This window comes from Arthrobacter sp. UYCu512 (assembly GCF_040547075.1).
Lineage (GTDB): Bacteria > Actinomycetota > Actinomycetes > Actinomycetales > Micrococcaceae > Arthrobacter.
Window position 1 is genome coordinate 78,751 of record NZ_JBEPPA010000005.1, and the last position, 20,970, is coordinate 99,720.

Here is a 20,970-nt window from a genome sequence, read left to right on the forward strand (position 1 = left end):
GAACGGGTTCTCCCTGCGATTGTATCGAGGCTTTTGAACGGCCGCGGACCCCGCCCTTCCCGGCGCTCCGACGCCACGCGGCGGTCGGCCGGAGGCCCCGGGAGGACTGGATTGGGTGACGCGGAGACGCGTTGAGTCGACTCGATGATTTGAGTCACCCTTATTGGCGGTTTGGCGAGAATCGTCACTAGACTGGCATGGGTCTGGGTTCACTGGACGCGGAGACTGGTTCAATCGCCGTGCTGACGCACCGTGACACCAGTGGGAATCAAACTCATGGAAGAGGCGTAATTCAAGTGCCAGAGCAGCCTAGCCACCGTCTACCAGAGGAATTTGGCGGAAACGAGTGGCTCGTTGACGAACTGTACGAGCGTTTTCAGCAGGACAAGAACACCGTGGACGCCAAATGGTGGCCCTTGTTCGAATCCTTCGACGCCGGAGACAGTTCCGTCACCAACGGGGCCTCGGGCGCAGCGACAGTTGCGCACCCCGCCACCCGCGAACTTCCTGTTGTAGCCCACGTTGCGACGACGGCAGCGCAGCCGTCCGCAGCCCCGGCGGCCGCACCCGCTCCGGCGGCCGCACCCGCCCCGGCGGCCGCACCCGCGACGGCCGTGGCGCCTGCAGCCGCGAAGAAAGCCCCGGCAACCGTCGCCCGCGACGGCTCCAAAACATCGGAGGCCGGCCCCGGCGCGGCGCCCATCCCGGCTCAGCTGCCGAAGAACGTCAAGGCGCCGACGGCCCCCGAGGAAGACGTGGTATCCGTCCTTCGCGGCCCGGCCAAGGCCATCGCCACCAACATGATCACCAGCCTCGAAGTTCCGACCGCCACCAGCGTCCGGGCGATTCCCGCGAAACTGTTGATCGACAACCGCGTGGTCATCAACTCCAACCTGGCCCGCGCCCGTGGCGGCAAGGTTTCGTTCACGCACCTGATCGGCTACGCGGTCATCCGCGCCTTGGCCCAGTTCCCCTCGATGAACGTCTACTACGACGAGGTCAACGGCAAGCCCGTAGCCGTGCAGCCGGCGCATGTGAACTTTGGCATCGCCATCGACATGCCGAAGCCCGACGGCAGCCGCCTGCTGATGGTGCCGAACATCAAGAAGGCGGAGACACTCAACTTCTCCGAGTTCTGGCACACCTACGAGGACCTGATCAAGCGTGCCCGCGCCGGCAAGCTGACCGCTGACGATCACTCCGGCACCACGGTGTCGCTGACCAACCCCGGCGGCATCGGAACGGTGCACTCGGTGCCGCGCCTGTCCAAGGGCCAGGCTGCCATCATCGGTGTCGGCGCGCTTGACTACCCGGCGGAATTCCAGGGCGCCAGCGCGAAGATTATCGCCCAGAACGCCATCAGCAAGGTCCTGACGCTGACCTCCACCTACGACCACCGTGTCATCCAGGGCGCCGGCAGCGGCGAGTTCCTGAAGCTCGTGCACCAGCTCTTGCTGGGCGCGCAGAACTTCTACGATGACATCTTCGAATCCCTGCGCATCCCCTATGAGCCGGTGCGCTGGAGCCCGGACCTCCAGGTGGACCCGGCCGACGAAATCAACAAGGTCGCCCGGATCCAGCAGCTGATCCACGCCTACCGGGTGCGCGGCCACCTGATGGCCGACACCGATCCGCTGGAATATGTCCAGCGCAAGCATCCGGACCTTGACGTCCTCACCTACGGCCTCACGCTGTGGGACCTGGACCGCGAATGGCCCACCGGCGGTTTCGGCGGCAAGCCGATGCTCGCCTTCCGAGACATCCTCGGTGTGCTCCGCGACGCCTACTGCCGCACCACGGGCATCGAATACATGCATATCCAGGACCCCGAAGAGCGCAAGTGGTTCCAGGACCAACTGGAGCACCCATACTCCAAGCCGAGCCGTGACGAACAGCTGCGCATCGTCTCCAAGCTCAACGCCGCCGAGGCTTTCGAGACGTTTCTGCAGACCAAATTCGTTGGCCAGAAGCGCTTCTCGCTGGAAGGCGGCGAGTCGCTGATCCCGCTGCTGGACGCCATCATCTCCGATGCGGCTGAGGACGAACTCGACGAAGTGGCAATTGGCATGGCCCACCGCGGCCGGCTCAACGTGCTTACCAACATTGCCGGGAAGACCTACGCCCAGGTTTTCCGCGAATTTGAAGGAACCCAGGACCCGCGCTCCGTGCAGGGGTCCGGCGACGTCAAGTACCACCTCGGAACCGAGGGCAACTTTACCTCGGACAACGGCAAGCAGACCAAGGTCTACCTTGCTGCCAATCCGTCCCACCTTGAGGCCGTGGACTCCGTCCTTGAAGGCATTGTCCGGGCCAAACAGGACCGCCTCGATCAGGGCGAGGCTTTCCCCGTCCTGCCGATCATGGTGCATGGCGATGCTGCCTTCGCCGGCCAGGGCGTGGTCGCGGAAACGCTGAACCTTTCCCAGCTGCGCGGCTACCGCACCGGCGGCACCATCCACATCGTGGTCAACAACCAGGTCGGATTCACCACCGCCCCGTCATCGTCGCGTTCCTCCACCTACTCCACGGACGTCGCCAAGATGATCCAGGCGCCGGTGTTCCACGTCAACGGCGATGACCCCGAAGCAGTGGTCCGGATCGGGCAGCTCGCCTACGAATTCCGGCAGCGGTTCCACAAGGACGTTGTCATCGACATGGTCTGCTACCGCCGCCGCGGCCACAACGAGGGCGACGACCCCTCGATGACCCAGCCGCTGATGTACAACCTGATCGAAGCCAAGCGTTCGGTCCGCAAGCTGTACACGGAATCGCTGATCGGCCGCGGCGACATCACCGAAGAAGAAGCCGAACAGCTGCTGCGCGACTACCAGGAACGGCTGGAGCGCGTCTTCGCCGAAACCCATGCAGCGCAGACTTCCCCGATTCCGATTATCACTGCCGATTCCGCCGCGGTGTCCGATCTGGAGCGTCCCATGGCCCAGCAGTCCGATTCCGGTATCAACGCCCCGGCGTCGACCGCAATCTCCGCTGCGACACTGGCACGCATCGGCAAAGCGCACGTTGATATCCCCGAGGGCTTCACCGTCCACGCCAAACTCAAGCAGTTGCTGGAGAAACGTGAAGCGATGTCCCGTGAAGGCGGCATCGACTGGGGCTTCGGGGAGCTTGCGGCGTTCGGCTCTCTCATTATGGAAGGTGTTCCCGTCCGCCTCGCCGGGCAGGACTCGCGCCGCGGCACATTCGTGCAGCGTCACGCCGTCTTCCACGACCGCGCCAACGGCGACGAGTGGCTGCCCCTGGCACACCTCTCCGAGGACCAGGCCAAGCTGTGGATCTACGACTCCCTGCTCTCGGAATACGCGGCGATGGGCTTCGAATACGGCTATTCGGTGGAACGACCGAACGCCTTGGTGCTGTGGGAAGCGCAGTTCGGTGACTTCGTCAACGGCGCGCAGACCATCATCGATGAGTTCATCTCCTCGGCCGAACAGAAGTGGGGCCAGCGTTCCTCGCTTGTGCTGATGCTGCCGCACGGCTACGAAGGCCAGGGGCCGGACCACTCCTCCGCCCGGATCGAGCGGTTCCTGCTGATGTGCGCCGAAGAGAACATGGTCGTGGCAAACCCCACCACCTCCGCTTCGCACTTCCATCTGCTGCGCCGGCAGGCGTACAGCCGGCCGCGCAAACCGCTGATCATCTTCACACCGAAGCAGCTGCTCCGGCTCAAGGCCGCAGCGTCTTCGGTCGAGGATTTCACCACGGGCGCCTTCCGGACCGTCATCCCCGAGCATGAGCAGCTCCCGGCCGACGCCGTCGAGCGTGTCCTGCTCGTCTCCGGCCGCCTGTACTACGATCTCCTGTCCACACGGCAGAAGACCGGTGACAAGACCACAGCGATCGTCCGCGTTGAGCAGCTTTACCCGCTGCCCGCCGCCGAGATTGCCGCCGAACTTGCCAAGTACCCGAACGCCGAAGTTGTCTGGGCGCAGGACGAGCCCGCGAACCAGGGGCCGTGGCCCTTTATCGGCCTGAACCTTCCCGACGCCCTGGAGCGCCGGGTGCGCCTCATTTCCCGTCCCGCCTCGGCTTCCACGGCGGCAGGATCGATGAAGCGCCACGCGGCCGAGCAGGATGCTCTGCTCAAACAGGCGTTCGCACGTAAGTAAGGTCATCGCTGCCCGGCCGGAGGTGCACCTACACAACTCCGGCCGGGCACCGGTGTTTAACCGGCGGTGTCCCCCGCCATCACGGATGGTCCCGGGGAACGGTTTATTGGACGCTCTGGAGTGAAGAGGTAGTCGTGGAAGATCGAAAGCTGCGGATCGCAGCCGTTGGCGATGAAATGCTGGCCGGGCTGGGTGATCCCCGCGCACTGGGCTGGCTGGGCCGGGTGCTGGCGCGCACGCCGCAGGACGGGTTGTCCCTGGAATGCTATTCCCTCCCCTGCCCGCAGGAAGGCACCGAAGGGCTGGCAGCCCGTTGGCTCGCGGAAGCCGGCCGGCGCTTCAACGACCACTGCGAAAACCGCCTCGTAATTGGACTCTCCGGCCGGGATGTCGAATTTGGGCTCTCGACTGCCCGGAGCCGGCTCAACCTCGCCAACATCCTGGACGCGGCCTCGCAGAACAAGATCGAGGTCTTTATCGTGGGCCCGCCGCCAACATTGGATCCCGCGCAGAACCGCCGGCTCGGCGAACTGAACACCGCATTTGCGGACGTCACCACCCGGCGCAAGCACCTCTACGTCGACACCTTTTCGCCGCTGCTCAATCACGAGCAGTGGCGCCAGGACCTGGCCGCGAACGGCGGCACCCCCGGCCAGGCCGGCTACGGCCTGATGGCGTGGCTCGTGCTGCACCGCGGCTGGTTCCAGTGGCTGGGGATTGACGCGCCGGCGTAGCCGCCGGTATCCGTCCCCGGGAAAACTCCGCGATATATCTTGACCGTGCCAGGACGGCGATATATCGTGACTTATGAGTCACGATATATCGCAACTATCCGCACGAAGTATCGCCCTCCTGGAGGAGCCATGACAGAGAACAACTGGACCGTCACCGGTCCGCAGACCATCGACGTCGACGGCGTCAGCTCGCTTAAGCTCGGCATCGTCCGGGGACGCTTCGACATCGTCACCCATGATGATCCCGTCACCCGAATCGAAGTATCCGAGGTCCATGGCGACCCGCTGGCGATCAGCCTCGTGAACGGCCGCCTCGAGGTCCGCCACCAGCTGCACGGGCCGCAGGGGTGGTTCAAGAACCTTATGGGGACCGTCAACAACAGCAGCAGCAACTCGCTGGTCATCAGCATCGCCGCGCCGGCCGGGATCGACATTGAGGCCGGGACCGTCAGCGGCGACGGTATGGTCTCCGGGGTCAGCGGGCACACCCGGCTGAACACGGTCTCCGGTTCCGTGCTGGCCGACGGCACCGCCGGGGACCTCTCACTCAACACCGTCAGCGGCGAAGTGATCGCCCGCAACCATCGCGGCGTGCTGACGGCCAAGAGCGTCTCGGGCGAGGTCACGGCTTCGGGTGACCTCAGCAATATCCGCGCCAACACCGTCAGTGGCGACCTCAATTTCGACCTGCACGGCTTCGCCCAGGACTTTGGTGCCAATTCAGTCTCCGGAGACGTCACCATCCGGCTCCCGCACGATGTCGGCGTGGACATCATTGCCAAGTCCGCCAGCGGCACCATCGTCATTGACGACCAGAAGTACAATCAGCCAGGGGGCACGGTCCAGACCATCGCCGGCCCGGACACCCAACTTATGCTGGTCCGGACCAATTCAGTGTCCGGCAGGACGTCGATCTTCCACGGCCTGCCCGGCGCGGACACCGTACAGGAACGCTGATGCCCCCGGTCTTCGCCCACGGGGCCCTGCGGCTCTATCTGCTGGCACTGCTGGAATCGGGTCCGAAGCACGGCTACGAGCTGATCAAGGCGCTCAGCGAACGTTTCGGCGGAACCTACTCCCCCAGCGCCGGAACGATTTATCCGCGGCTGGGCAAGCTGGAGGAGGAAGGGCTGGTGGACACCCACAGCGAGGGACGCCGTACCTACTACAGCATCACCCCGGGCGGACTCCTGGAGCTGGAGCGCCGGCGGGACGAACTTGCAGGCGTGGAAAAAGATATCAGCGCGTCCGTCCGGCGGCTGGCCGACAACCTGCGGCAGGACATCAAGGTCAACATGCGCGGCCTCCGGGCCGAGCTGGCTGCAACGGCCGAGGCCGCGCGTTCCTCGGCCCGCGCAGCTGGCTCAACAGTTGCCGCGTTGGCCGGGCAGCGCTACTCACCGGAAGGCGACACCCGGCTGCGGGAGGCCGAGATGCTGGTGCAGGCCTTCCGCGACGACGTCCGGGTGGAACTGCGCCGCCACGGCGGACGGCACCCGATCACGCCGGTGACGCTGGAGACTGTCAAGACGGTACTGGACCAGGCACGGATCTCCATCCGCAGTTCCCTCGAGTGATCCGCCCGCCCCGCCGGTTCGCGGCGGGTGCCCCGATGTGGGAGACTTGAGGGCAGCTCTTTTGAGTACCAAAAATTAAGGAGGCCAGCTATGAGCAAACGTGCACGTAAACGTCGTGACCGTAAGCGTGGCGGCGCGAACCACGGCAAGCGCCCCAACGCCTAAGCAAAGCTTGGAATGACAGCTTTGGACGAATGACCCCGGAACCTCACGGTTTCCGGGGTCATTCGTTTTTGGCGGTCGAGCCGAACCTTGGGCCCGCTCAGGCCTCAACCGGGTTGCTCGAGTGGATCCGGTCCAGGATCGCGTTCTTGAGGTTTTCCGGGGCTGCCTCGCTGCAGGAACGCTTCACCATGACCCTGATGACACATTCGAGGTCGTACTGCTCAAAACATTCCGGGCAGCCGTCCAAGTGGTCCTTGATTTCGGCGATGTCATCGTGGGTGAGGGCACCGTCGAGGTACTCGTAGATACGTTGCATCCGGGTGTCGTCGCAGTCGCCCAGTCCCTGGCAGTCGCTCATTTCCTGTTCTCCTGTTTGTCGCTTCCGGCAGCCGCGATTGCATCTGCAGCCCTGAATCCGCGCTCGGCGGCGTAGTCGCCGAGCATATCCCGCAGCAGCTTCCGGCCGCGGTGCAGGCGGGACATCACGGTCCCGATCGGCGTGTTCATAATTTCTGAAATTTCCTTGTACGCGAATCCCTCGACGTCGGCAAAATAGACCGCCAGCCGGAACTCCTCCGGAATGGACTGCAGCGCCCGCTTCACATCCGAGTCCGGCAGGTGGTCGAGGGCCTCGGCTTCGGCCGACCGCAGACCCGAGGACGTATGCGACTCGGCCCGGGCCAGCTGCCAGTCCTCAATGGTGTCCGAGTTGGACTGCAGGGGCTCGCGTTGGCGCTTGCGGTAAAGATTGATGTAGGTATTCGTCAGGATGCGGTAAAGCCAGGCCTTCAAGTTGGTGCCGGGCTTGTACTGATGGAACGCGGAGAAAGCCTTGGTGTACGCCTCCTGGACGAGATCCTCGGCGTCGGCGGGGTTTCGGGCCATCCTCATGGCCGCGGAGTACAGCTGGTCAACATACTGCATGGCGTCGCGTTCGAACCGCGCCCGGCGTTCCTGCGTCGTTTCAGTCGCAGTGTCCAGCGCCTGACCGTCCACGATCGTCTCCCGCGCCGCCGCGTCCAGCCCGGCGTCAATCTCCGGGGCAGCCCCTGACGGTGCGCCAGCAGGACTGGCGGCGGGTGGCTTGGCGGGTGTGGCACCGTTTCCGGCGACCGTGTGCTTGGCCGTGACGGCCGGATCCATGGTGCTCATTGCCCCCAAGTCTACTGTGAGAGTGCGGCGGCCGTCCCGGCCTGCCGGCATGGTTGCCTGCTGCAGGGCATCAGCCCACAACTGCCCGCCTCCTAACGCCGGTTTCCCGCTGGTCGCCAAGAGACTGTTCCTTAACGGCGTATCCTTCACCAGAACCATAGTTCCGCCTTCCTGCGCCACGACTGACTCGTTTGCCCGTGGCACCGTGTTCCAGCCAGTCGTTCCGGGCCGATCTGACTCTCGCTGAACCTACATCCAGCCCTAAACCAGGGCCTGAAATCTGCTATTGACAACCCCGCCCGGCGGGCAAATATTCCACAAAAGTGCAAGACTAGAACCGGTTCTCCCGCTTCATTCCCGCGGTCCGCCCACCCAGGAGGAATTTCATGTCGTTTGTCCGCTTTCTCGCCCGGCCCATGCTGGCGTCCAGTTTCGTCCTTGCCGGGCTGGACAAGCTCAAGAACGCGGATGACACCGCCACGCAGCTCTCACCCCTGCTGCGCCGCGCGGCGGAGTCCCTGCCGTTCCAGACCAGCGAAAAAGTCCTCGCCCGGGTCATCGGCGGCACCCAGGTCGGGGCCGGCCTTATGTTTGCCCTCGGCAAGTCGGCACGTCTGGCCGCAAGCATCCTGGCTGTCATCTCGGCGCTCAACAGCTACGTCGAATGGCGCAGCGCGGACATCACCTCCACTGAGGGCCGCAACGCCCGCCGCAAGCAGCTGCTCAAGAACGTCTCACTGACCGGCGGCGTCCTGCTCGCCGCAGTCGACACGGACGGCCGTCCCAGCCTGGCCTGGCGGGCTGAGCACCTTGCGGCCGATGTCCGGAAGAGCACCGGCAAACAGATGAAAAAAGCCGACAAGGCCGTACGCAAAGCCGTAGACCACACCGTCGGAGCCTAAAGCAGCAATGACCGGCACCACCCCCACAGCAGCCGCACACCCCCTGCCGGCGAACGCTGCCGCCCTCTGGCCGGCGCCCTTCGCCGGACACCCGGTGGACGCAACAGTCACCGTTCCGGGGTCCAAGTCCCTGACCAACCGCTATCTCGTGCTGGCCGCCCTCGCGGACGGGCCCTCACGGCTCCGGGCTCCGCTGCACTCCCGGGACTCCGCCCTGATGATCGCGGCGCTGCGGCAACTCGGGGCCCGGATCACGGAAGTGCCCGGCGACGGCGATTTCGGCCCGGACCTGGCCATCACGCCCATCAGCCAGGCGGCAGCCGGGGGGACGGGAGTGGTGGACTGCGGGCTGGCGGGGACGGTTATGCGGTTCGTGCCGCCCCTCGCGGCCCTGCGCCCGGGGCTGACGCTGTTCGACGGGGATCCGCACGCGCGCGAGCGCCCAATGGGCCCCATCATCGAAGCCCTCACCGGGCTGGGCGTCAGAGTCAGCGCGCCCGACGGAGGCCCGGCATCCTCGCTGCCGTTCACCGTCGACGGCGCGGCCGCCGTGCGCGGCGGCCACCTCGTTATTGACGCCAGCGCGTCCTCGCAGTTTGTGTCCGCACTGCTCCTGGCCGGGTCCCGGTTTGTGGACGGACTGCACCTCGAACACCAGAGCCACGAACACCCAGGGATGCCCGTTCCCAGCCTTGACCACATCACCATGACCGTCGCCGTGCTGCGCGGAGCCGGGGTAGCCGTTGACGATTCCCGCCCAAACCACTGGGTTGTCTCGCCCGGACCCATCCGGGCCTTTGACGTCAGGATCGAACAGGACCTTTCCAACGCCGGTCCGTTCCTGGCGGCGGCCCTGGCCACCCGAGGCACCGTACGCATCCCGAACTGGCCGGCCCCGACGACGCAGGTCGGCGATATGTGGCGCAGCGTGCTAGCGGAGATGGGGGCCACCGTGTCGCTCACCGACGGTACCCTGACCGTCACCGGCGGCCCGGAGCTCACCGGCGGGAACTTTCACGAGACCAGCGAACTTGCCCCCACTGTCGCCGCACTCTGCGCGCTAGCCAGCGGTCCCTCCCGGCTCAGTGGCATCGCCCACCTCCGCGGGCACGAAACGGACCGGCTGGCCGCCCTTGTGGCGGAGATCAACCGGCTCGGCGGGGACGCGGAGGAGACCTCTGATGGCCTCATCATCCGGCCCGCCCCGCTGCACGGCGGCGTCGTCCGCAGCTACGCCGACCACCGTATGGCCACGGCCGGCGCCATCCTCGGCCTGGCCGTAGCGGGCGTCGTTGTCGAGGATATTGGGACCACGGCGAAGACCATGCCCGACTTCCCGCAACTGTGGGAGTCCATGCTTGGCCTCAGCGCAGGAAACACGCCTCCCGCAGGGGCCTCCCCGGCAGAGAAGGACGCCTCCGGTGGCACGCAGCACTGATTCCTGGGACGAATCCGACGCCCGGATCCGCCCCAACAAAAAAGGCACCCGGCCCCGCACCAAGGACCGGCCCAGCCACGACGATGCCGTGACCGGGCGGATCATTACCGTTGACCGCGGACGCTACACCGCCGTCGTCGCCGAAGGCGCGGGGGCAGAACGGAAGATCATCGCCGCCCGCGCCCGCGAACTGCGCCGCAACCCGGTAGTGGCCGGCGACTTCGTTTCGTTGGTCGGCGACGTCAGCGGCGAGCCCGACACCCTGGCCCGGCTGGTCAGGATCCAGGACCGCAGGACCCTGCTGCGGCGCAGCGCCGACGACACGGACCCGATCGAGCGCGCCGTCGTCGCCAACGCCGACCAGTTGGTGATCGTGGTGGCGGCCGCCAATCCCGAGCCGCGGACCGGATTTATCGACCGCGCCCTGGTGGCCGCGTACGACGCCGGGATCGATCCGCTGCTGCTTGTCACCAAAGCCGACGTCAAGGATCCTGCCGAGCTCCTCGCCAACTACCAGCACCTTGCTTTCCCGGTGATTATTTCCAAGACGGCGGACTCCGCCGCCTCGGGCATCGATGCCCGCTCCGATGACGGGCTCTCCGCCCGGCTGGACAAGGACGCCGTCGCACAGCTGCGCGCCTACCTCGACGGGAAGGTCACCGTGATGCTGGGCCATTCCGGCGTCGGCAAGTCCACCATGGTTAACGCCCTCACCGGCGCCGAACGCGCCACCGGCGGTGTCAACGCCGTGACCGGGCGCGGCCGCCACACCTCATCCTCCGCGCTGGCCCTCAAAGTCAACGATGCGCCGGCGGGGAGCTGGATCATCGACACCCCGGGCATCCGCTCCTTCGGGCTCGCGCATGTGGACCCGGACCGGATCCTGCGGTCCTTCCCCGACCTCGAGCCCGGCACCGACGACTGCGAACGGGGCTGCAAGCACGATTCCAGCGCCGTCAACTGCGGCGTGGACGCCTGGGTGGCCTCCGGCCAGGCAGGAGAATCCGGTCCGGCCAGGCTCGCCTCACTGCGCCGTTTGCTCGGGACAGACCCGCGGTTGGAAGCCCAGGACGTTAAGGAACTGGGCACCGTCTCCTAGCAGGCCGCGGCGCCTACCGCTTCCCTGCCCGCTTTGACGGTAGTTTGGAAGCATGAGTCAACCCGCTTCGAGCTACAACGACGACCTGCGCCTTGCCCATGTCCTGGCAGATTCCGTAGATGCCCAGACCATGAGCCGCTTCAAGGCGCTCGACCTTCGGATCGAGACGAAGCCGGACCTGACGCCGGTCACTGACGCCGATAAATCCGCCGAGGAGGCCATCCGTGGCCAGCTGTCGCGGTCCCGGCCCCGCGACGCCGTGCTCGGGGAGGAGTTCGGCAGTTCCGGCCACGGCTCCCGCCGCTGGATCATCGACCCGATTGACGGGACCAAAAACTTCGTCCGCGGCGTCCCGGTCTGGGCGACGCTGATCGCCCTCGTCGATGAGGGCGAGCCGGTGGTCGGCGTTGTCAGTGCCCCGGCGCTGGGAAAGCGCTGGTGGGCGGCAAAAGGCGCCGGTGCGTACATGGGCCGTTCACTGGCGGCCGCAACCCGGCTGAAGGTCTCCAACGTCGCGAGCCTGCCGGATGCCTCGCTGTCATATTCCAGCCTGGGAGGTTGGAAGCAGCGCGGCAACCTTGACGAGTTCCTGGGGCTCACCGAAGAGGTGTGGCGGACCCGCGCCTACGGCGACTTCTGGTCCTACTGCCTGGTGGCGGAAGGTGCCGTTGATATCGCCTGCGAACCCGAACTCAACCTCTACGACATGGCCGCGCTGGTTCCGATCGTCACCGAGGCCGGCGGCCGCTTTACCTCCCTCGAAGGAGAAGACGGTCCCTTCGGCGGCAACGCCCTCGCGACCAACTCCATTCTGCACTCCGAAGTCCTCAAGCGTCTGAACCCCGGGCTGGACGACCTGCTGTAAGCGCGTCCGGCGCCGTTCGGCAGCTTCGGTACCGGCCCGTCACAAAGGACTTCACAATCCTGCCCTGCCTTTTCCACGGAAGCCGGCATGGCCTAGGCTCGAACCAGGTCACGAGTGCCAGCGCTAAACCCCGGTTTGCTGGCCGGCAACCCTCCATTCGCGGCGGGGTGCCCCGGGTGACGACCTGGCCGGTCCGGAACGGACCCGGCAAGCGCGGATCCCCGGTGCGTGGGGTCCTTTTCGAGCGAGGTCCCATGACGACTGCCACCATTCCTGCCGCCGCCGAGGTTCAGGCCGACACCGGTCCGGCACATCCCGATCCGCGGTTCGCCGTTGCCCGCCGGCCGCTGGCCGCGGTGACCGGCGCCGAGATCCAGGCGCCTCTCATCCAGGGCGGACATGTCCGCTACGCCAACCTGGACTACGGTGCCTCGGCTCCGGCGCTGTCCGTGGTCTCGGCCTACCTCAACGAGATCCTGCCGTTCTACGCCAGCGTCCACCGCGGCGCCGGCTATGCCTCCCAGATCAGCACCTCGGTCTACGAGAACGCCCGCGGGATTGTCCGCGACTTCGTTGGCGGCCGGCCGGACGATGCGGTGATCTTCACCAGGAACACCACTGATTCGCTGAACCTGCTGGCCGGCTGCCTGCCGGTCGTCAACGGCGAGCATACCGGCGAGGTGCTCTACCTCGACATTGAACACCACGCCAACCTCCTGCCCTGGCAGCGGGTACCCCACCGCAGCGTCATTGCCGCCCCCACCCTCGCGGCCACCCTGGAGCTGCTCCGCGAGGAACTCGCACACGGCGGCGTCAGCCTGCTTGCCGTGACCGGTGCCTCCAACGTCACCGGCGAGATCCTGCCTATCCGCGCCCTGGCAGCGCTGGCGCACGACTACGGCGCCCGGATCGTCGTCGACGCCGCCCAGTTGGCCCCGCACCGGCGGATCAACGTCTCCACGGACGATCTCGACTACATCGCCTTCTCGGGGCACAAGCTCTACGCACCCTTCGGTGCCGGCGTCCTGATCGGGCGTCCCGACTGGCTCGACGCCGGCATCCCGCACCTCGCGGGCGGCGGGGCCGTCCAGGACGCCCGGATCGACACCGTCAGCTGGACCACGGGACCCGCCCGGCATGAGGGCGGATCCCCGAACGTGCTCGGCGCCGCCACCCTGGCCCGGGCCGCGCAAATCATCGCCGGGCTGGACCCGGACCAGTGGCACGCGCACGAGAACGCCATCCGGTCCTTCCTGGTGGAGGGCCTCGCCCGGATCGACGGTGTGACGGTCCACCAGATCTTCTCCGACAGCGGTACCTTCGACGCGGCTGCAGGGCCGGGGGCGGGCACCGGGTCACAAACCCTTCCCGGCGCCGGCACCATCGGCGTCGTCAACTTCTCGGTGGAAGGCTACGACGCGGGCCTGGTGGCAGCCTACCTGTCCGCCGAGCACGGTATGGGGCTGCGCGACGGCAGGTTTTGCGCGCATCCGCTGCTCCGGCGGCTTGGCCTGCCCTCGGGGTCGCTTCGGGCAAGCTTCGGCTTGGGCTCCAGGCTTGATGACGCCCAGCGGCTGCTCACCGGAGTCCGGGAGCTGCTCGGGAACGGCCTCGGCTGGGACTACGTGGTGGACGCAGGCCGCTGGGTACCGTCCAACGACACCCGCAGCTACCCGCACTGGGCCCCCAATACCCCCGGCACGGCCGGGGCGGCGCCCTGCACGCTGGACTAACGGCCGCCGGTGCGGCGGCGCTGGCTCCGGCGGCGCCGGCAGACACGGCCCCTGCAAACGCGGCCCCTGCCCGGTGCGGTAAATTCACAAGGTACGTACCCGGACCTGCCGAAGGAGATCAAACGTGGCACGCGGCGGACCCAAGCTGCCCCAGGGGCGGCGCCAGGAGCTGGGGCACAGCTTTCAGGACGGCGGGGAACACTACGACCGCGTCCGGCCCGGGTATCCCGAGGAATCGGCTGGCTGGCTGATCCCCGGCGGCGCAGCGGATGCCGCGGACCTCGGCGCCGGAACCGGGAAATTCACGGCGCTGCTGGTCGGGCGCGGCCTGCGCACGGTGGCAGTGGACCCATCCGCGGACATGCTGGAACAGCTGCGCCGGGCGCTTCCCGGGGTCACCGCCGTCGAGGGTACCGCGGAGCGGACGGGGCTGCCCGACGGTGCTTTCGACGTGGTGACAGTCGCCCAGGCCTGGCATTGGTGCGATCCGCTGCTGGCCAGCACGGAAATCGCCAGGATCCTCCGCCCGCACGGTGTCCTGGGGCTGATCTGGAACCAGCTGGACACGTCTGTTCCCTGGGTGCACCGGCTCTCGCGCATTATGCATGCCGGCGACGTGCACAAACCGCACTTCACACCGCCGCTGGGACCTGAATTTACGGGACTGGAGAGCCATCTCACCCGGTGGGAAGATCCGGTGCGCGGCGCAGACATCCTGGCGCTGGCGAAGTCCCGCAGCTACTACCTGGCGGCCGGCCAGGCCACCCGCACCAAGGTGCTGGGCAACCTCGACTGGTATCTGCACGAGCACCTGGGCCATCAGGGCGATGAAGTGATCCCGCTCCCCTACCTGACACAGAGCTGGCGGGCCGTGCGGTCCTGACACCGGCCGGAAAGGTCCTTTTGGAGCCGTCGACGTTGCCGCGGACAGCCACCGTGGCTTATGGTTTCGGTATGCCTAATAATTATTTGTAGGCGTTCGCAAACTTCGGCGCAGGCATCCACCCGCCGTTGCCGCCCGCGTCGACGGCGACGCACCTAGCAGGGGAGCCCAGTGCTGGACGTAACAGGACACGACGGCGCGGGACCGGCGACGGCCGCCCGGCCGAAACCGGCCGGCCGCCGGGCCATGATCGGCCTGCTGGGGCCGGCATTTGTTGCCGCGATCGCCTACGTGGACCCCGGCAACGTGGCGGCCAACCTCACCGCCGGAGCGCAATACGGCTACTTGCTCGTTTGGGTCCTGGTGGCCGCCAACATTATGGCCGTGCTGGTGCAATACCAGTCCGCCAAACTCGGGCTTGTCACCGGCAAAAGCCTGCCGGAGATTCTTGGTGAGCGGCTGAAGCCGTTCTGGCGCCGGGCGTTTTGGGTGCAGGCCGAGATCGTGGCTGCTGCCACTGACCTTGCCGAGGTGGTGGGCGGGGCAATCGCGCTCTTCCTGCTCTTTGGACTGCCTTTGCCCCTTGGCGCCGTAATCGTCGGCGCCGTCTCCATGGGACTCCTCGCCGTGCAGGCCCGGAACAAGCAGCGGCCATTTGAGTTCATCATTATCTTCCTGCTCGGCATCATCACCATCGGGTTCCTGGCCGGCCTTTTTGTTAGCCCGCCTGATCCTGCCGGTGTGGCAGCCGGGCTGATCCCGGGCTTCCAGGGTCCCGAGACTGTGCTGCTGGCCGCGAGCATGCTCGGCGCCACGGTGATGCCGCACGCCATCTACGTCCACTCTGCACTGTCCAGGGACCGGCATCGTCCGGACCCGCACGTCCATGTTCCCGCCCCGGCCCTCGCCCGGCTGGTCAAGGCGACCCGCTGGGACGTGGTCGTCGCCCTGGCCTTCGCCGGTCTTGTGAACATCGGGATGCTGCTGCTGGCCGCATCGACCCTCGGCGGTGCGGACGGAACAGACACCATCGAAGGAGCCCATGCCGCCATCACCAGCAGCCTCGGACCCGTCATCGGCGTCATCTTCGCCGTCGGGCTGCTCGCCTCCGGACTGGCTTCCACGTCCGTTGGCTGCTACGCCGGCGGCTCAATTATGGAGGGGCTGCTCAAGATCCGGGTCCCCCTGATGCTGCGGCGCATCATCACCCTGGTACCGGCGGTGGTGCTGCTGAGCGTGGGTTTCGATCCTACCTGGGGACTGGTCCTGAGCCAGGTTGTCCTGAGCTTCGGAATCCCTTTTGTGCTGATCCCGCTGGTTGTCCTGACCAGTAACAAGTCGCTGATGGGCCGGTTCGCCGATGGAATGGCGCTTCGGATCGCAGCTGTCGTCAGCGTCATCCTGGTGGTCGCGCTTAACCTCGCACTGCTGTGGCTGACCTTCGCCAGCGCGGGCTAACGGTAGGCTGGATGCTGTGAAGACCAGCCTGCCCTCTTCCTCGATCGAGGACTATGTCAAGGTCATCTATTCCTTTACGGAGTGGCAGGACAAGCCGATCACCTCCACCCAGCTGGCACAACGCCTCGGCGTCGCCAACTCCTCGGTCTCCGAAATGGTCCGCAAGCTCAAGGACCAGGGACTCGTGGACCACCAGCCGTACAGCGCGATCACCCTCACCGCCGACGGTGTCCGGCTGGCGTTGTCCATGGTCAGACGGCACCGGCTCATCGAAACATTCCTGGTCCGGGAACTCGGCTACCGCTGGGACGAGGTTCACAACGAGGCCGAGCTGCTCGAACACGCCGTCTCGGACACCTTCATTGAGCGGATGGCAGCCAAGCTCGGGAACCCGCGGCGTGATCCGCATGGGGATCCGATCCCTGCCGCCGACGGCTCCGTCCTGATCCCGGTGGCGCACCGGATGAGCGAGCTCGACGATGGGCACACCGGCCGGATTACCCGGATCAGTGACGAAAACCCCGAGCTCCTGCGCTACCTTTCCGCGGAAGAAATCGACCTTGACGACGACGTCGAGGTGCTGGGGCGCAAGCCTTTCGGCGGCGCCCTGGTAGTTCGCATCGGCTCGGGCGCGGCCGGGCAGGAAGTGGATCTGGCCGAGGAAGTCGCCTCCGCCCTCTGGGTCCACAGTGACGTTACCCATCCCGGCTGCAGCCTCGGGCGGTCCTGAGTGCGGGCCGAGTTGACCGGAGCCGGGGTATGAAACACACGGCAAAGTCGCTCCCCCGGACGGCGGGTGCGGCGCATGACCGGTCGCCGGGCTGGCATGCATGGACGGCCGTCGCCGTCGGCGGCCTGATCGGAACGGAGCTGCGCTACGGGGCCGGCCTGGTGTTCCCGGAATCCGCCGGGACAATCCCTTGGACCACCTTGGCGATCAACGTCCTCGGCAGTTTTGTGCTCGCGGCCCTCACCACCGTCTGGATCGCGCGGCCGAAGACGGCGTTCTGGCTGCGTGCCGGACTCGGACCCGGGTTGCTGGGGTCCTTCACTACGTTTTCGGCGGTGGTGTTCGCCCTGGACCAGCAGTTCAGGGCCGGTTTCCAAACCAGCTCGCTGGTTTATCTGGGACTCTCACTCGTCCTGGGGCTCGGTGCGGCGGCCGCGGGGTGGAAGACCGGAAAGGCAATGGCTGATCTGACCGGCCGGGCATCATGATCACGGCACTGCTCGTCGGAGCCTTCGGTGTTGCCGGCGCCCTGCTGCGCTTCGCCGTCGACTCCTGGTTTGCTAACTCCTTCCCGGCCCGTCATTCCCACTGGCCCTGGACCACCCTCGCCGTCAACGTGACGGGTTCCTTTATCATCGGCGCGGCCATCGGCGGCACGGCACACTGGGGACTGGGGCCTGAGTGGCAGTCCGGCCTCGCGACGGGACTCGCCGGCGGCCTCACGACATTCAGCTCCTGGACCACCGCCACTGTCCGGCTTGCGAGCGAAAGCCGCTACCGCGCCGCCACCCTCAACGTCGCCGCCAACCTAATCCTCGGCCTCGCCGCAGCAGCGCTCGGGCTCTCCCTCACTGCCCTGTGACGAGCCTAACGCCGGCCTCCCGACTGCGATGACGGAGCATCCGATCCCGTATCGTTGAAGCATGGTTACCCGACGTGAAGCAGCCCAAGTCCTCGACATTCCGCTGGAAATGGCTCACCGTCACGGCATCCCGTCCCGGCTGAGCGAAACCGAACTCGGCGAACTCCTTGACAACCCGCCGCAGTGGCTGGTCCAGTCCAAGGCCAACCGGACCGGTAAACGCCCCGTCTGGGTCCAGCTTTCCTGTGCTGTCTGCGGCTTCTCCGAAGCGGCCCGGCCGAAGAAATGGTGGCCGGACTTCACCTACGTCTGCTGCGAACACCACGCCTCGTTTGAGCGTCCCGCAGCCGCTGCCGGCTTGGTCCGCAGCGAGTATGAGGGTGTGGGCAGCCGGTTCGTTGGAATCGTCGACGTCGCGGTGCCGGAGGCGTAGCTTTATCTTATGGGGCCATTCCGGCCCCGCTGTGAGGGAGCACCCGCATGCCTGACAAATCACCGCACCGGAGCATGGCCAAAAAGCCGGTGAAGACCATCAAGGAAAAACGGGCCGAGAAGAAGTCCAAAAACGTCGCGGAGACGCACGCGGACCCGGTATCGCACATCAAGAAGCACTGAGCGCAACCCGCCAGCCGGGCCGTGCAGGCAAAGCAAAAGGCCGGAAGCGTCAGCTTCCGGCCTTTTGTGTGGGACTTTACGGGGTGGAGCAACGTTTCCGGTGCTCCGATGGTGGAGATGGGGGGAATTGAACCCCCGTCCGATGTCGTGTTGTCAGGGCTTCTCCGGGCGCAGTTTGCGTTGGATTTTCTCGGCCCCAGCCACGCTACAAACAGCTGGCTGATCCGGGCCCAGTCATCAAAGAGTCCCGTTCACCCCGATGACGGGGGTTAACAGCAGTGGCTATCTAAATGACGCCAGGATCCGGGGCAATAGCAACCTCGGGCTGACGGACTGTCTTACTGCTTAGGCAGCGAGAGCGAAGTCAGTGCGTTTTGAATTGGCACTTATTGGTTTGCAGACAGCGTTTACGAGATAATTCTGCATCCTCGGCCCGCTTCACCTGTCGCGACTAACATCGTCGAAACCGATCATCCCCGTATTTTTTTATCAAACCAAGCTGCTATGTTGCCGAACCGTTTCCGTGCTGCTGAACCGGTACCGCACCATTGGCTGCCTGGCTATCAAGCATAACGCACGGCATCGCAGATTCATTCCACCAGGCCGGGGACGGCCACGGCTACCGCCGGTTCCGTTCGCGCATCACCCGCAGGGCCTCACGCTTGTCCTGCTGCTCGCGCAGGGTATGACGCTTGTCGTATTCCTTCTTACCGCGGGCTACGCCGATCTCCACCTTGGCCCGCCCATCCACGAAGTACAGCTGGAGTGGGACAATCGTGAAACCGGATTCGCGGATCTTGTGCGAGATCTTGGTGAGTTCGTCCCGGTGCAGCAGCAGCTTCCGACGGCGGCGTGCGGCGTGGTTGGTCCAACTCCCCTGGTGGTATTCGGGGATGTGGATGCTCTCCATCCACAGCTCGTCGTTGTAGAAGGTGCAAAAGCCGTCGACCATGGAGGCGTGGCCCTCCCGAAGGGACTTCACTTCCGTCCCCATCAGTGCGATTCCCGCCTCATAGGTATCGAGGATGTGGTAGTCGTGCCGGGCCTTGCGGTTGGTGGCCACTACCTTACGGCCACTTTCTTTCGGCACGGTAGAACTCCTTGAATCGACGGGTGTGCCGTACGCCGGAACGGCGCAGGCTTATGCCAGTTTACGGCAGAGCAGCAGCGCACCGGCAGGGCTTCCGCTCCGGGCGGATCAGAGCAGGTTCATCGGATCCACGGCTCGGCCGTTAAGCCAGGTCTCGAAGTGCGAGTGGCAGCCGGTGGAGTTGCCGGTGGTTCCCGAATAAGCAATCAGCTGGCCCCGGCTGACCTGCTGGCCCGGCGAGACGACAACTGAGGTGTTGTGGTAATAGATGGTGGTCAGCGAGTTGCCTTGGATCACACCATGGGAGATCTTCACGTTGTTGCCACCGCCGTCATTGGCCCAGCCGGCGGAAAATACCGTTCCCGCCGCCGCGGCAAAGACCGGTGTGCCGCAGGCGGCGCCGAAGTCGATTCCGGTGTGCATATAGCCGCCCTGGCCGTAGAAGTCGATGGTCCCGGGAGGTGTCGAGCGCCAGCCGAAGCCGGAGGTGATCGGGACGCCATTGAGGGGATGCTGCAGGCCGAAGGCCGACGGGGATCCCTGGGGGGCAGGAACGTACGGTGCCGGCTTCGCCTGGGCCTGCCCCTGGGCGCGGGCGGCCGCGGCGGCAGCCTCCGCGGCCGCCTCGGCGATCCGGCGCTGTTCGGCTTCATAGGCCTCGCGCAGTTTGCGGTCGCGTTCGGCGATGTCCGCGGCAACGGCGTCCTGCTGGGACTTGACCTGGGCGAGTTGGGTCTGGATTCCGGGTTTGGCGGCCTGAAGTTCGGCGTCGATCCGGGTGGTGTCGGCGATGAGCTGGTCCACCTGGGCCTTTTTGGCCTCTGCCTCGCCGCGGGCTGCCTGTTCGCGGGCCAGCGCGGCATCAGCTTTGGCTTTAAGGTCCTTGATTTCGGCTTCCACCGCTTCGAGCCTGGCCTGGGAGTTGATGTTCGTGGCGTTCTGTTGGGTCAGCTTGTCCATGGCGGCGTTTTGGCTGCGCATCGCCTGGTCGGCCAGGTCAATGGTGTCCGTAAGGCTGCCGCCGTTGTTCGGGCCGAAAAACAGCGAAAGGTTGGACGGCACACCGCCGGACTTGTACGCCTGGGTGGCGATCTGCCCGATCAGTTTCTTCGTGTCGGTGATCTTCTGCTTGTCCGTCTCCAACTGCTGGGTGATCTTGGCTTTGTTTTGCTGCGCAAGGTCCACCCGGGCTGCGAGGGCCTCGGCTTCCTTGACCGCAGCTGCCACGCGGCCCTGGGCGTCGAGCAGGGCCTGTTGGGCACCGGGGAGCTGGCCTTGGTAAAGGACGAGGTCCGAGGCCGCCTGGGCGATCTTGGAGTCAACAAACTCCAGCGAGTGCTGAACCTTCGCCGCTTCCTCCCGGAGGGCTGCCTGCTGGTCTTCGAGGGAGTCGGCGACGGCCACCGGGGCCGAAGCTCCCAAGGCCGCCACCAGAACCAGGGCTAGCGCGGCACTGACGATGCGGGTGCGGCGGCCGGCCACGGCTCGCCGGAGGGGAACCGGCTGCGGGCCGGTTCGGTGCATCGGTGTCATGGGGATC

Annotated in this window: 21 protein-coding genes, 1 other RNA gene and 1 riboswitch; of the genes, 17 read left to right on the forward strand and 5 right to left on the reverse strand. The window is 66.0% G+C overall.

Annotation, left to right across the window (positions count from 1 at the left end; translation table 11 throughout):
* Positions 1-296 precede the first annotated feature (296 nt).
* The 5 genes from ABIB49_RS06800 to ABIB49_RS19295 all read left to right on the forward strand — a co-directional run bounded on the left by ABIB49_RS06800 (position 297) and on the right by ABIB49_RS19295 (position 6,603).
* Positions 297-4,127, forward strand: a complete 3,831-nt coding sequence (locus ABIB49_RS06800) for a multifunctional oxoglutarate decarboxylase/oxoglutarate dehydrogenase thiamine pyrophosphate-binding subunit/dihydrolipoyllysine-residue succinyltransferase subunit (RefSeq protein WP_354156836.1) — start codon at positions 297-299, stop codon at positions 4,125-4,127.
* A gap of 134 nt (positions 4,128-4,261) precedes the next feature.
* Positions 4,262-4,861, forward strand: coding sequence for a GDSL-type esterase/lipase family protein (locus tag ABIB49_RS06805; protein WP_226774418.1), 600 nt, complete (start codon positions 4,262-4,264; stop codon positions 4,859-4,861).
* 129 nt (positions 4,862-4,990) lie between these two features.
* Positions 4,991-5,818, forward strand: coding sequence for a DUF4097 family beta strand repeat-containing protein (locus ABIB49_RS06810; protein ID WP_283479315.1), 828 nt, complete (start codon positions 4,991-4,993; stop codon positions 5,816-5,818).
* Positions 5,818-6,438, forward strand: coding sequence for a PadR family transcriptional regulator (locus tag ABIB49_RS06815; protein WP_354156837.1), 621 nt, complete (start codon positions 5,818-5,820; stop codon positions 6,436-6,438). The genes ABIB49_RS06810 and ABIB49_RS06815 overlap by 1 nt, the downstream gene beginning before the upstream one ends.
* 90 nt (positions 6,439-6,528) lie before the next feature.
* Positions 6,529-6,603, forward strand: a complete 75-nt coding sequence (locus ABIB49_RS19295; RefSeq protein ID WP_104061284.1) for a 50S ribosomal protein bL37 — start codon at positions 6,529-6,531, stop codon at positions 6,601-6,603.
* 97 nt (positions 6,604-6,700) lie between these two features.
* Here ABIB49_RS19295 and rsrA read toward each other — a convergent pair whose 3' ends face one another.
* Positions 6,701-6,961 (reverse strand): mycothiol system anti-sigma-R factor, encoded by a 261-nt coding sequence (gene rsrA / locus ABIB49_RS06820; RefSeq protein WP_226774415.1) that lies wholly within the window; start codon positions 6,959-6,961, stop codon positions 6,701-6,703.
* The gene (locus ABIB49_RS06825) at positions 6,958-7,755 is read right to left on the reverse strand and encodes a sigma-70 family RNA polymerase sigma factor (RefSeq protein ID WP_226774414.1); all 798 of its coding nucleotides are present in this window, start codon (positions 7,753-7,755) and stop codon (positions 6,958-6,960) included. Before ABIB49_RS06825 ends, rsrA begins: the two co-directional genes overlap by 4 nt.
* A gap of 386 nt (positions 7,756-8,141) precedes the next feature.
* On the opposite strand from ABIB49_RS06825, the gene ABIB49_RS06830 reads away from it, so the two are divergent.
* The 12 genes from ABIB49_RS06830 to ABIB49_RS06885 all read left to right on the forward strand — a co-directional run bounded on the left by ABIB49_RS06830 (position 8,142) and on the right by ABIB49_RS06885 (position 18,340).
* Positions 8,142-8,657, forward strand: a complete 516-nt coding sequence (locus tag ABIB49_RS06830) for a DoxX family protein (RefSeq protein WP_226774413.1) — start codon at positions 8,142-8,144, stop codon at positions 8,655-8,657.
* A gap of 7 nt (positions 8,658-8,664) precedes the next feature.
* Positions 8,665-10,095 carry a 3-phosphoshikimate 1-carboxyvinyltransferase gene (gene aroA / locus ABIB49_RS06835; protein ID WP_282360452.1) on the forward strand — a complete coding sequence of 477 codons (1,431 nt, stop codon included), beginning with the start codon at positions 8,665-8,667 and terminating at the stop codon, positions 10,093-10,095.
* Positions 10,079-11,194 (forward strand): ribosome small subunit-dependent GTPase A, encoded by a 1,116-nt coding sequence (gene rsgA, locus ABIB49_RS06840; RefSeq protein ID WP_283479313.1) that lies wholly within the window; start codon positions 10,079-10,081, stop codon positions 11,192-11,194. The genes aroA and rsgA overlap by 17 nt, the downstream gene beginning before the upstream one ends.
* Before the next feature lie 52 nt (positions 11,195-11,246).
* On the forward strand, positions 11,247-12,059 hold the full coding sequence (gene hisN, locus ABIB49_RS06845) for a histidinol-phosphatase (protein ID WP_226774409.1): 813 nt from the start codon (positions 11,247-11,249) through the stop codon (positions 12,057-12,059).
* A 106-nt stretch (positions 12,060-12,165) separates the two neighbouring features.
* Positions 12,166-12,279, forward strand: a riboswitch (SAM riboswitch).
* Positions 12,280-12,313: 34 nt separating this feature from the next.
* Positions 12,314-13,792 (forward strand): aminotransferase class V-fold PLP-dependent enzyme, encoded by a 1,479-nt coding sequence (locus ABIB49_RS06850; protein ID WP_283479312.1) that lies wholly within the window; start codon positions 12,314-12,316, stop codon positions 13,790-13,792.
* 124 nt (positions 13,793-13,916) lie between these two features.
* A complete protein-coding gene (locus ABIB49_RS06855) occupies positions 13,917-14,675 on the forward strand; it encodes a class I SAM-dependent methyltransferase (RefSeq protein WP_283479311.1) in 759 nt (252 codons plus the stop codon).
* 171 nt (positions 14,676-14,846) lie between these two features.
* The gene (locus ABIB49_RS06860) at positions 14,847-16,133 is read left to right on the forward strand and encodes an Nramp family divalent metal transporter (protein ID WP_283479308.1); all 1,287 of its coding nucleotides are present in this window, start codon (positions 14,847-14,849) and stop codon (positions 16,131-16,133) included.
* Between the two features lie 16 nt (positions 16,134-16,149).
* Entirely contained in the window at positions 16,150-16,863 is a 714-nt protein-coding gene (locus ABIB49_RS06865) for a metal-dependent transcriptional regulator (RefSeq protein ID WP_283479307.1), read from the forward strand.
* Positions 16,864-16,892: 29 nt separating this feature from the next.
* Entirely contained in the window at positions 16,893-17,351 is a 459-nt protein-coding gene (locus tag ABIB49_RS06870) for a fluoride efflux transporter FluC (RefSeq protein ID WP_282360457.1), read from the forward strand.
* Complete coding sequence (locus tag ABIB49_RS06875) at positions 17,348-17,725, forward strand: fluoride efflux transporter FluC (protein WP_226774404.1); 378 nt, start codon at positions 17,348-17,350, stop codon at positions 17,723-17,725. Before ABIB49_RS06870 ends, ABIB49_RS06875 begins: the two co-directional genes overlap by 4 nt.
* A 61-nt stretch (positions 17,726-17,786) precedes the next feature.
* Positions 17,787-18,158 carry a hypothetical protein gene (locus tag ABIB49_RS06880; RefSeq protein ID WP_226774403.1) on the forward strand — a complete coding sequence of 124 codons (372 nt, stop codon included), beginning with the start codon at positions 17,787-17,789 and terminating at the stop codon, positions 18,156-18,158.
* A gap of 47 nt (positions 18,159-18,205) precedes the next feature.
* Entirely contained in the window at positions 18,206-18,340 is a 135-nt protein-coding gene (locus ABIB49_RS06885; RefSeq protein ID WP_256446742.1) for a hypothetical protein, read from the forward strand.
* Between the two features lie 109 nt (positions 18,341-18,449).
* On the opposite strand, the gene ssrA is transcribed toward ABIB49_RS06885, so the two are convergent.
* From ssrA to ABIB49_RS06900, 3 genes are all read right to left on the reverse strand, one after another.
* Positions 18,450-18,818: a transfer-messenger RNA gene (gene ssrA, locus ABIB49_RS06890) on the reverse strand.
* Positions 18,819-18,959: 141 nt separating this feature from the next.
* Positions 18,960-19,430 carry an SsrA-binding protein SmpB gene (smpB, locus tag ABIB49_RS06895; protein WP_226774402.1) on the reverse strand — a complete coding sequence of 157 codons (471 nt, stop codon included), beginning with the start codon at positions 19,428-19,430 and terminating at the stop codon, positions 18,960-18,962.
* Positions 19,431-19,538: 108 nt separating this feature from the next.
* Entirely contained in the window at positions 19,539-20,963 is a 1,425-nt protein-coding gene (locus ABIB49_RS06900; protein ID WP_283479306.1) for a M23 family metallopeptidase, read from the reverse strand.
* Between the last annotated feature and the right edge of the window lie 7 nt (positions 20,964-20,970).

What these genes read in the sequence shown, in the direction of transcription:
- ABIB49_RS06810 (WP_283479315.1), top strand. Translation starts at nt 4,991, where the DNA reads ATGACAGAGAACAACTGGACCGTCACCGGTCCGCAGACCATCGACGTC.
- ABIB49_RS06815 (WP_354156837.1), top strand. Translation starts at nt 5,818, where the DNA reads ATGCCCCCGGTCTTCGCCCACGGGGCCCTGCGGCTCTATCTGCTGGCA.
- rsrA (WP_226774415.1), bottom strand. Translation starts at nt 6,961, where the DNA reads ATGAGCGACTGCCAGGGACTGGGCGACTGCGACGACACCCGGATGCAA.
- ABIB49_RS06825 (WP_226774414.1), bottom strand. Translation starts at nt 7,755, where the DNA reads ATGAGCACCATGGATCCGGCCGTCACGGCCAAGCACACGGTCGCCGGA.
- ABIB49_RS06830 (WP_226774413.1), top strand. Translation starts at nt 8,142, where the DNA reads ATGTCGTTTGTCCGCTTTCTCGCCCGGCCCATGCTGGCGTCCAGTTTC.
- aroA (WP_282360452.1), top strand. Translation starts at nt 8,665, where the DNA reads ATGACCGGCACCACCCCCACAGCAGCCGCACACCCCCTGCCGGCGAAC.
- hisN (WP_226774409.1), top strand. Translation starts at nt 11,247, where the DNA reads ATGAGTCAACCCGCTTCGAGCTACAACGACGACCTGCGCCTTGCCCAT.
- ABIB49_RS06850 (WP_283479312.1), top strand. Translation starts at nt 12,314, where the DNA reads ATGACGACTGCCACCATTCCTGCCGCCGCCGAGGTTCAGGCCGACACC.
- ABIB49_RS06870 (WP_282360457.1), top strand. Translation starts at nt 16,893, where the DNA reads ATGAAACACACGGCAAAGTCGCTCCCCCGGACGGCGGGTGCGGCGCAT.
- ABIB49_RS06875 (WP_226774404.1), top strand. Translation starts at nt 17,348, where the DNA reads ATGATCACGGCACTGCTCGTCGGAGCCTTCGGTGTTGCCGGCGCCCTG.
- ABIB49_RS06880 (WP_226774403.1), top strand. Translation starts at nt 17,787, where the DNA reads ATGGTTACCCGACGTGAAGCAGCCCAAGTCCTCGACATTCCGCTGGAA.
- ABIB49_RS06885 (WP_256446742.1), top strand. Translation starts at nt 18,206, where the DNA reads ATGCCTGACAAATCACCGCACCGGAGCATGGCCAAAAAGCCGGTGAAG.
- ABIB49_RS06900 (WP_283479306.1), bottom strand. Translation starts at nt 20,963, where the DNA reads ATGACACCGATGCACCGAACCGGCCCGCAGCCGGTTCCCCTCCGGCGA.